At 63.9% G+C, this 10289-nt stretch carries 3 protein-coding genes; all 3 read left to right on the forward strand.

The genetic code is table 11. The features are described 5' to 3' along the window. On the forward strand, positions 1-877 hold an 877-nt coding region (locus ACW9IN_RS29515; RefSeq protein ID WP_457369162.1), incomplete at its 5' end, for a phosphopantetheine-binding protein. A gap of 3 nt (positions 878-880) precedes the next feature. Beyond that, a complete protein-coding gene (locus ACW9IN_RS29520; RefSeq protein ID WP_457369163.1) occupies positions 881-8662 on the forward strand; it encodes an amino acid adenylation domain-containing protein in 7782 nt (2593 codons plus the stop codon). A 10-nt stretch (positions 8663-8672) separates the two neighbouring features. Beyond that, the coding region (locus ACW9IN_RS29525; protein WP_457369164.1) for a condensation domain-containing protein at positions 8673-10289 on the forward strand (1617 nt) is incomplete at its 3' end.

Raw genomic sequence — 10289 nt, forward strand, 5'->3', positions numbered from 1 at the left:
CATCGGCACGCTGTTGGGCAACCGCAGCGGCTATGTGCTGGACTCCCAACTCAACCTGCAACCGATAGGCGTGGCCGGCGAGCTGTACTTGGGCGGCGAGGGTGTGGCACGGGGTTATCTGGAGCGTCCGGCACTGACCGCCGAGCGTTTTGTGCCGGACCCGTTCGGTAAACCGGGCAGCCGCGTGTACCGCAGCGGCGACCTGACCCGTGGGCGTCCCGATGGGGTGGTGGATTACCTGGGACGCGTGGATCACCAGGTGAAAATCCGCGGTTTCCGTATCGAGCTGGGGGAAATCGAGGCACGTCTGCGCGAGCAGGCCAGCGTCGGTGAAACCGTGGTGGTGGCCCAGGATGGCCCGACCGGCAAGCAGCTGGTGGCCTATGTGGTGCCCGCCGAAGCCGGCCTGGCCAATGAAGCCGAGTTCCGTGACACCTTGCGCCGCGCTCTGAAAACCCGTCTGCCGGATTACATGGTGCCGGCGCATTTCATGTTCCTGGCGCAAATGCCGCTGACTCCCAACGGCAAGCTCGACCGCAAGGGCCTGCCCGAACCGGATGCCAGCCAATTGCAGCAACGCTATGTGGCGCCTGAAACCGAGCTGGAGCAGCAGATTGCGGCGATCTGGGCCGAAGTGCTGCGCCTGCCGCAAGTGGGCCTGAACGACAACTTCTTTGACGTGGGCGGGCATTCCCTGCTGGCGATCCAGATCACCTCTCGCGTCCAGACCGAGCTGGGCCTGGAAGTGCCGCTGGTGGAAGTGTTCCAGACCGACACCCTGCGCGCCTATGCGCAGGCCGCTGCCAACTTCCGCGCCGGCACGGCGGAAGACTTTGATGATCTTCGTGACTTTTTGAGCGAACTAGAGGCGATTTGACCCATGCTTTCCAACCCTAACATCGACCTGGTTTCGCGCTTTCTTCGCCTGCCCCTGGAGCAGCGCCAGCAGTTTTACCAGCGCCTGCAAAGCCGGGGCATGAGCTTCGCTCAATTGCCGATTGCCTCGATTCGCCAGGACGGCCAGCCGTTGCCGCTGTCCTACGCCCAGGAGCGTCAGTGGTTTCTCTGGCAACTGGACCCGGACAGCGCCGCCTACCACGTGCCGGGCGCACTGCGCCTGCGCGGGCGCCTGGACAAGGCCGCCCTGCAACGCAGCTTCGACACCCTGGTGGCGCGCCACGAAAGCCTGCGCACCCGCTTGCAGCTGGATGAGGAGCAACGCTCGCAGCAGGTGCTGGACCACGCGGTGATCGAAATCGCCGAAAGCGCGGTCGATGAAACGCAGCTCCAGGCGCGGGTGGAGGCCGAAATCGCCCGCCCGTTCGACCTGCAACAGGGCCCGCTGCTGCGGGTCAGCCTGCTGGCACTCGCTGAAGAAGACCATGTGCTGGTGCTGGTGCAGCACCACATCGTCTCGGATGGCTGGTCGATGGGGGTGATGGTGCAAGAGCTGATGCGGCTGTATGCCGCCTACAGCCTGGGCCAGGACTGTGAGCTGGCGCCGTTGCCGATCCAGTATGCCGACTACGCGCTGTGGCAGCGCCGCTGGATGGAGGCGGGGGAGAAGTCCCGTCAGTTGACGTATTGGCGCGAGTTGTTGGGCGGCACGCAACCGGTGCTGGAGCTGCCATTCGACCATCCGCGTCCGGCGCAGCAGAGTTTCCGTGGCGCCCGCCAGGATATCGCCCTGGAGCCGGCGCTGGTGGCGGGCCTGAAAAGCCTGGCCCAGCGTGAAGGCGTGACCCTGTTCATGCTGTTGCTGGCCGCGTTCCAGGCCTTTTTGTACCGCTACAGCGGCCAGTCGGACATTCGCGTCGGCGTGCCGATTGCCAATCGCAACCGGGTCGAGACCGAGTCGCTGATCGGCTTTTTCGTCAACACCCAAGTGCTCAAGGCCGACCTTGACGGGCAGATGACGTTTGCCCAGTTGCTCCAGCACACCAAACGCCGTGCCCTTGAAGCCCAGGCTCACCAGGACCTGCCGTTCGAGCAACTGGTGGAGGCCTTGCAGCCCGAGCGCAGCCTGAGCCATAACCCGCTGTTCCAGGTGATGTTCAACCATCAGGCCAACCCTCAAACCGCCGCGCACAGGCTGCCGGGCTTGCAGGTCAGTCACCTTGAATGGGCCAGCCAGACCGCGCAGTTCGACCTGAGCCTGGACACCCAGGAAACCGGCGATGGTGTCTGGGCCTCCCTGACCTACGCCACTGACCTGTTCGATGCGCCGACGGCGGCACGCATGCTGCGCCATTGGCTCAGCCTGCTACGCTCGGCCGTGGCGAACAGCGCATTGCCATTGCAGGACCTGGCGACGCTGGACGCCGACGAGCGTCAGCAATTGGTTCGGCAGTGGAACGCGACCGCGCGCGACTACCCGCAAGGCCAGTGGGTACACCAATTGTTCGAAGCCCAGGCACAGGCCCAGCCGGATGCTCCGGCGTTGGTGTTTGGTCAACAACGGTTGAGCTACGCCGAGGTGAACCGCCGCGCGAATCGCCTGGCCCATCGCTTGATCGAGGCTGGCGTAGGCCCGGATGTGCTGGTGGGTCTGGCGGTGGAACGCTCCATCGAAATGGTCATCGGCCTGCTGGCGGTGCTCAAGGCCGGCGGTGCCTATGTGCCGCTGGACCCGGAATACCCGCGTGAACGCCTGGCCTACATGCTCGACGACAGCGGCGTGAAACTGCTGCTGACCCAGGCGCATTTGCTTGAACAGTTGCCGATTCCGGCTGGGCTGCACACGCTGGTGCTGGGCGACTCGGCCTTCGAGGATTACAGCGACGCCAACCCGGGCATTGAACTGGATGGCGAAAACCTCGCCTACGTGATCTACACCTCGGGTTCCACCGGCCAGCCGAAAGGCGCGGGCAACCGCCATTCCGCCTTGCTGAACCGCCTGCAATGGATGCAGGAGGCCTATGAACTGGACATCAGCGACAGCGTGTTGCAAAAGACCCCATTCAGTTTTGACGTGTCGGTATGGGAATTTTTCTGGCCGCTGATGACTGGCTCGCGTCTGGTGGTGGCTGCGCCGGGTGATCATCGCGACCCGGCCAAGCTGGTGGCCCTGATCAACCAGGAGCAGATCACCACGCTGCATTTCGTGCCGTCGATGCTGCAAGCCTTCCTGCAAGACCCGGCGGTGTCCACCTGCCAAACCCTGCAACGCATTGTGTGCAGCGGTGAAGCCTTGCCGGCGGACGCCCAACAACAGGTGTTCGCCAAGCTGCCCCAGGCCGGGCTCTACAACCTGTATGGTCCGACCGAAGCGGCCATCGACGTGACTCACTGGACCTGTGTCGATGAAGATCGCGACGCGGTGCCGATTGGCCGCCCGATTGCCAACCTGGGTTGCTACATCCTCGACAGCAATTTCGAACCGGTGCCGGTTGGCGTGCTGGGCGAACTGTATTTGGGCGGTGTTGGCCTGGCGCGCGGTTATCACCGTCGTCCGTCCCTGACCGCCGAACGTTTTATCGCCCATCCGTTCGTTCAAGGCGAACGCCTGTATCGCACTGGTGATTTGGCGCGCTTCCGCGAAGATGGCGTGATCGAATACGCCGGGCGTATCGACCATCAAGTGAAACTGCGCGGCCTGCGCATCGAGCTGGGTGAAATCGAAGCGCGTTTGCTGGAACACGATTGGGTACGTGAAACCGCCGTGTTAGCCGTCGATGGCAAGTTCCTGGTGGGCTACCTGGTGCTGCAAGACGCCGGCGAGGACTGGCGCGACGTACTCAGCGCGCACCTGGCCCGGCAGTTGCCGGACTATATGGTCCCGGCGCAATGGATGTTGCTGGAGCAGATGCCCCTGAGTCCCAACGGCAAACTGGAGCGCAAGGCCTTGCCAAAACCCGAGGCCGCGCAGCACTACGAAGCGCCGCAAAGCGCCCTCGAACAGCAGATCGCCGCGATCTGGGCCGAGGTGCTGGGCGTCGAACACGTGGGCCTGAATGACAACTTCTTCGAGCGCGGCGGCGACTCGATCATCTCGATCCAGGTGGTCAGCCGGGCCCGTGCCGCCGGTATTCATTTCACCGCCAAAGCATTGTTTCAGCACCAGACCGTGCGCAGCCTGGCCCGTGTGGCGCAGTTGCAGCGTGTGCGGGTGATCGACCAGGGGCCGGTGCAGGGCGAGACGCCGCTGCTGCCGTTCCAGCAGTTGTTTTTCGAGCTCGACCTGCCGCAGCGGCACCACTGGAACCAGTCGGTGCTGTTGACGCCCCGCGAGCCCTTGCAGGCCGAGCGGCTGGAAGCGGCGCTGCAGGCCCTCACTCGACACCACGATGTGTTGCGCCTGCGCTTCAGCCAGCAGGCCGACGGTTGGGTTGCCCGTCATGAAGCGCCGGCCTCGGCGTTGGTGTGGCAGGAGCCCGTGAACGACGCCGCCCAACTGCAAGCCCTGGGCGAGCGTGCCCAGCGCAGCCTCGACTTGCAAAATGGCCCGCTGTTGCGCGCGGTACTCGCCGACCTGGCCGATGGTAGCCAGCGCCTGTTGCTGGTGATGCACCACTTGGTGGTGGACGGCGTGTCGTGGCGGATCTTCCTCGAAGACTTGCAAAGCCTGTATCGCCAGCAGCGCTTGCCGGCCAAGACCTCCTCGTTCAAAGCCTGGGCCGAGCGCCTTCAAGCCCACGCCCGCAGTGACGCCATGCAGCCGCAGAAGGACTTCTGGTTGCAGCAATTGCAGGGGGTTGCCGCCGATCTGCCGTGCCGTGATCCGCACGGCGCACGCCCGGGCCGACTGGCCCGGACGGTGGTCAGCCAACTGGATGCCGAGCGCACCCGGCAACTGCTGCAACAGGCCCCCACGGCTTACCGCACCCAGATCAACGACCTGCTGCTGACCGCCCTGGCGCGGGTGGTCTGCGAATGGACCGGGCAGGCCTCCAGCCTGATCCAGCTGGAAGGCCATGGCCGTGAAGAGCTGTTCGACGACATCGACCTGAGCCGTACCCTGGGCTGGTTCACCAGCCTGTTCCCGGTGCGCCTGACCCCGGACGACAGCCTGGCGGGCTCGATCAAGCAGATCAAGGAGCAACTGCGCGCCGTGCCCGACAAGGGCCTGGGGTTCGGCGCGTTGCGTTACCTGGGCGATGACGCCACGCGCCAGGCATTCAGCCAGTTGCCGGTACCGCGCATCACCTTCAACTACTTGGGCCAGTTCGACGGCAGTTTCGATCAGCCTGACAGCCTGTTCGCCCCGGCGTCGGAAAATGCCGGTGCCGAACAAAACCCCGACGCGCCGCTGGGCAACTGGCTGACCCTCAACGGCCAGGTGTATGGCGGCGAACTGCGCCTGGGCTGGACGTTCAGCCCGCTGATGTTCGACCCGCAGGTGATCGAGGCCTTGAGCCTGGCGTTCACCCGCGAGCTGGAACGTCTGGTGGAGCATTGCTGCACCCCGGGCAACAGCGGCTTCACTGTTTCGGATTTCCCGCTGTCACGCCTGAACCCGGCGCAACTGGAGTCGCTGCCGCTGGTGGCCGATGCCGTGGAAGACATCTACAGCTTGTCGCCGATGCAGCAGGGCATGCTGTTCCACACCCTGTACGAGCAGGCGGCGGGCGACTACATCAACCAGATCCGCGTGAGCGCCGAGCACCTGGATGTGGCGCGCTTTCAGCAGGCCTGGCAGGCCACGGTGCAGGCCCATGACGTGCTGCGCAGCGGGTTCTTCTGGGAAGGGCAACTGGAGTGGCCGTGCCAGGTGGTGTACCGCGAGGCGCAGATACAGGTCGAAGAACTCGACTGGCGCGCCATGCCCGAACGCGAGCTTGAACTGCAAAACTTGCAGCAGGCCCAACGCCGCCAGGGCTTCGACCTGACCCGGGCGCCGCTGGTGCGGGTGCTGCTGGTGCGCACCGATGAGCAACGCCATGAACTGATCTACACCAACCACCACATCCTGATGGATGGCTGGAGCAATTCACGGCTGTTCGGCGAAGTGCTGCAACGCTATGCCGGGGTGGCCGTGCCACAGGCGACGGGGCGTTACCGCGATTACATCGCCTGGCTGCAACAGCGCGATGCCGGTGCCACCGAAGCGTTCTGGCGCGATCAACTGAGCGCGCTGCACACGCCGACGCGCCTGGGCGCCAGTCAACCGCTGGCGCTGGAAGGGCATGGCGATCATCGCCAGGGCCTGGACCTTGGGTTGACGGCTCGCCTGGACGCCTTCGCCCGTCAACACAAAGTCACTCTGAATACCTTGATCCAGTCCGCCTGGCTGATGCTGTTGCAACGGCACAGCGGGCAGCCGGTGGTGGCGTTCGGCGCTACCGTGGCCGGGCGTCCGGCGGAGTTGCCGGGTGTGGAGCAACAGGTCGGGCTGTTTATCAATACCCTGCCGGTGATCAGCCCCGTGGACGCACAGCAGTCGGTGGCTGAGTTGTTGCAGGCGGTGCAGGCGCGCAATCTGGCCCTGCGCGAGCATGAACACACGCCGTTGTACGACATTCAACGTTGGGCGGCCACCGCCGGCGAGGCGCTGTTCGACACGTTGCTGGTGTTCGAAAACTACCCGGTGTCCAAGGCCTTGGAGCAGGGCGGCGGCAGCGGCATCAAATTTGGTCTGCCCAATGCCTATGAGCAGACCAGTTACCCCCTGACAGTGTTGGTGGACCTGGGCGAGACGCTGACCCTGCAATTCAGCTTCGCCCGCGCGCATTTCAGCGACAAGGCGGTGCACGCTTATGGCCGGCACCTGGTCAATCTGCTGCAAGGGATGATCCTGGACGGTCAGCAGCGGGTGGGTGACGTGCCGATACTGGAGAGGGGCGAGCGCCAACAACTGCTGTGCGAGTGGAACGCGACTGAGCGCGACTACCCGCAAGGCCAGTGGGTACACCAATTGTTCGAAGCCCAGGCACAGGCCCAGCCGGACGCACCGGCGTTGGTGTTTGGCCAACAGCGCCTGAGCTACGCCGAGGTGAACCGCCGCGCGAATCGTTTGGCCCATCGCCTGATCGAGGCCGGCGTAGGCCCGGATGTGCTGGTGGGTCTCGCGGTGGAGCGCTCCATCGAAATGGTCATCGGCCTGCTGGCGGTACTCAAGGCCGGCGGTGCTTATGTGCCGCTGGACCCCGAATACCCGCGTGAACGCCTGGCCTATATGCTCGACGACAGCGGCGTGAAACTGTTGCTGACCCAGGCGCATTTGCTTGAACAGTTGCCGATTCCGGCTGGGCTGCACACGCTGGTGCTGGGCGACTCGACGTTCGAGGACTACAGCGACGCCAACCCGGGTATTGAGCTGGATGGCGAAAACCTCGCCTACGTGATCTACACCTCCGGTTCCACCGGCCAGCCGAAAGGCGCGGGCAACCGCCACTCGGCATTGCTGAACCGCCTGCACTGGATGCAGGAGGCCTATGAACTGGACATCAGCGACAGCGTGTTGCAAAAGACCCCGTTCAGTTTTGACGTGTCGGTATGGGAATTTTTCTGGCCGCTGATGACCGGTTCAAGGTTGGTCGTCGCAGCTCCGGGTGATCACCGCGATCCGGCCAAGCTGGTGGCCCTGATCAACCAGGAGCAGATCACCACGCTGCACTTCGTGCCGTCGATGCTGCAAGCGTTCTTGCAGGACGCCCATGTTTCCACCTGCCAAACCCTGCAACGCATCGTGTGCAGCGGTGAAGCCTTGCCGGCGGACGCCCAACAACAGGTGTTCGCCAAGCTGCCCCAGGCCGGGCTCTACAACCTGTATGGTCCGACCGAAGCGGCCATCGACGTGACTCACTGGACCTGTGTCGATGAAGATCGCGACGCGGTGCCGATTGGCCGCCCGATTGCCAACCTGGGTTGCTACATCCTCGACAGCAATTTCGAACCGGTGCCGGTTGGCGTGCTGGGCGAACTGTATTTGGGCGGTGTCGGCCTGGCGCGCGGATATCACCGTCGTCCGTCGTTGACGGCGGAGCGTTTTATCGCCCACCCATTCATCGCGGGCGAACGCCTGTACCGCACCGGCGACCTGGCGCGTTTCCGCGAAGACGGCGTGATCGAATACGCCGGGCGTATCGACCATCAAGTGAAACTGCGCGGCCTGCGCATCGAGCTGGGTGAAATCGAAGCGCGTTTGCTGGAGCACGATTGGGTGCGTGAAACCGCCGTATTGGCCGTCGATGGCAAATACTTGGTGGGCTACCTGGTACTGCAAAACGCCGGTGATGATTGGCGCGACGTACTCAGCGCGCACCTGGCCCGGCAGCTGCCGGACTATATGGTCCCGGCGCAATGGATGCTGCTGGAGCAGATGCCGTTGAGTCCCAACGGCAAGCTCGACCGCAAGGCGCTGCCCAAAGCCGATGCCAACCTGCAAGCCCGCGAATATGTGGCGCCGGCCAGCGAGCTGGAACAGCAGATCGCCGCGATCTGGGCCGACGTGCTGGACGTTGAGCGCGTCGGCCTTGACGACAACTTCTTCGAACTGGGCGGGCACTCGCTGTTGGCCACGCAAGTGGTGGTGCGCCTGCGCGATCAGTTGCATGCCGAGTTCGACGTCAAATCGATTTTCACCACGCCCACCCTGGGCGACTTCAGTCGCTACGTGGCGTCCCGCCAGACAAATAATTCGCCAGTGCAGGATGCATTGGCTAAATCCTTGGAGGCTCTCAAACGTCTATCAGCAGAAGATTTGGATAAATTGATTTCCTGAGGGGCGTGGCGTGCAAGCATTAATCGAGTCGGTGGGTTCACTTTCTGCGCAGCAAAAGAAAGCGTTGGCGGTCATGCTCAAGCAACAAGGCATCAACCTGTTTGAGATTGCCCCGGTTTTCAAGCGTCAGGACGGTGAAGCGCTGCGACTCTCCTATGCCCAGGAACGCCAGTGGTTTTTGTGGCAGTTGGAGCCGCACAGCGCGGCGTACCACCTGCCGCGTGCCTTGCGCCTGCGCGGTCGCCTGGATCACGCGGCCTTGCAGCGCAGCTTCGATACGCTGATCGCCCGTCACGAAAGCCTGCGTACCCACCTGCACCAGGACGCCGACCAGGTGCTGCAAGTGGTCAAGCCTGAACTGCGTGTGGATATCGCCCATGAACCCGGCGACTCCACCCGGCTCGAAGCGTTGGTGCAGGCGGAAGTCGCCAAGCCTTTCGACTTGCAACAAGGCCCGCTGCTGCGGGTCAAGTTGCTGCAACTGGCGCCCGATGAACACGTGCTGGTGCTGGTGCTGCACCACATCGTTTCCGATGGCGTGTCGATGCAAGTGATGGTCGATGAGCTGGTGCAGTTGTACGTCGCCTACAGTCAGGGGCAGGACGTGCGCCTGCCCGAGTTGCCGATCCAGTACCCGGACTATGCCCTGTGGCAACGCAGCTGGATGGAAGCCGGTGAAAAAGAGCGGCAACTGGGCTATTGGCGCGAGCAGTTGGGCGGCGAACAGCCGGTGCTGGAGTTGCCGCTGGATCATCCACGCCCGGCGGTGCAGAGCTATCGTGGCGCGAGGGTGGACATCGGCCTGGACGCGGCCTTGGTCAACGGCCTCAAAGCCTTGGCCCAGCGCGAAGGCGTGACCTTGTTCATGCTGTTGCTGGCTTCGTTCCAGACCCTGTTGTATCGCTACAGCGGGCAGTCGGATATTCGCGTCGGCGTGCCGATCGCCAACCGCAACCGCGCGGAAACCGAGCGCCTTATCGGTTTCTTCGTCAACACCCAGGTGCTCAAGGCCGATATCGACGGGCACATGACCTTCAGCCAGTTGCTGGCCCAGGTCAAACAGCGGGCGCTGGAGGCCCAGAGTCACCAGGACTTGCCCTTCGAACAGTTGGTGGAAGCGCTGCAACCGGAGCGCAGCCTGAGCCATAACCCGCTGTTCCAGGTGATGTTCAACCACCAGACCGAAGGGCGTAAGGCCCGTGGCGAACAGCAGTTGCCGGGGCTGGGAGTGGAAGCGCTGGAGTGGGACAGCCAGAGCGCGCCGTTCGACCTGAGCCTGGATACCCAGGAGTCCCCCGAGGGCATCGGCGCGTCGCTGACCTACGCCACTGACCTGTTCGACGCCACCACCGTGCAGCGCATGGCCGAGCATTGGCAGAACCTGTTGCGGGCGGTGGTCGGGCGCGCGGGTAATCGCATTGCGCAGCTGGGTCTGTTGGTGGACGACGAGCAGCGCGCCTTGTTGCAGGACTGGAACCGCAGCGTACCGGCGTTCGAAGACGTGGCGGGGGTGCAGGGGCTTTTCGAGGCCCAGGTTCGTCAGCGTCCCGACGCGGTTGCCCTGTGCCTGGACGAGCAGTCGATCAGTTATGCCGAGCTGAACCGCCGGGCCAACCGCCTGGCCCAT

The organism is Pseudomonas sp. SDO5271_S396, assembly GCF_054071795.1.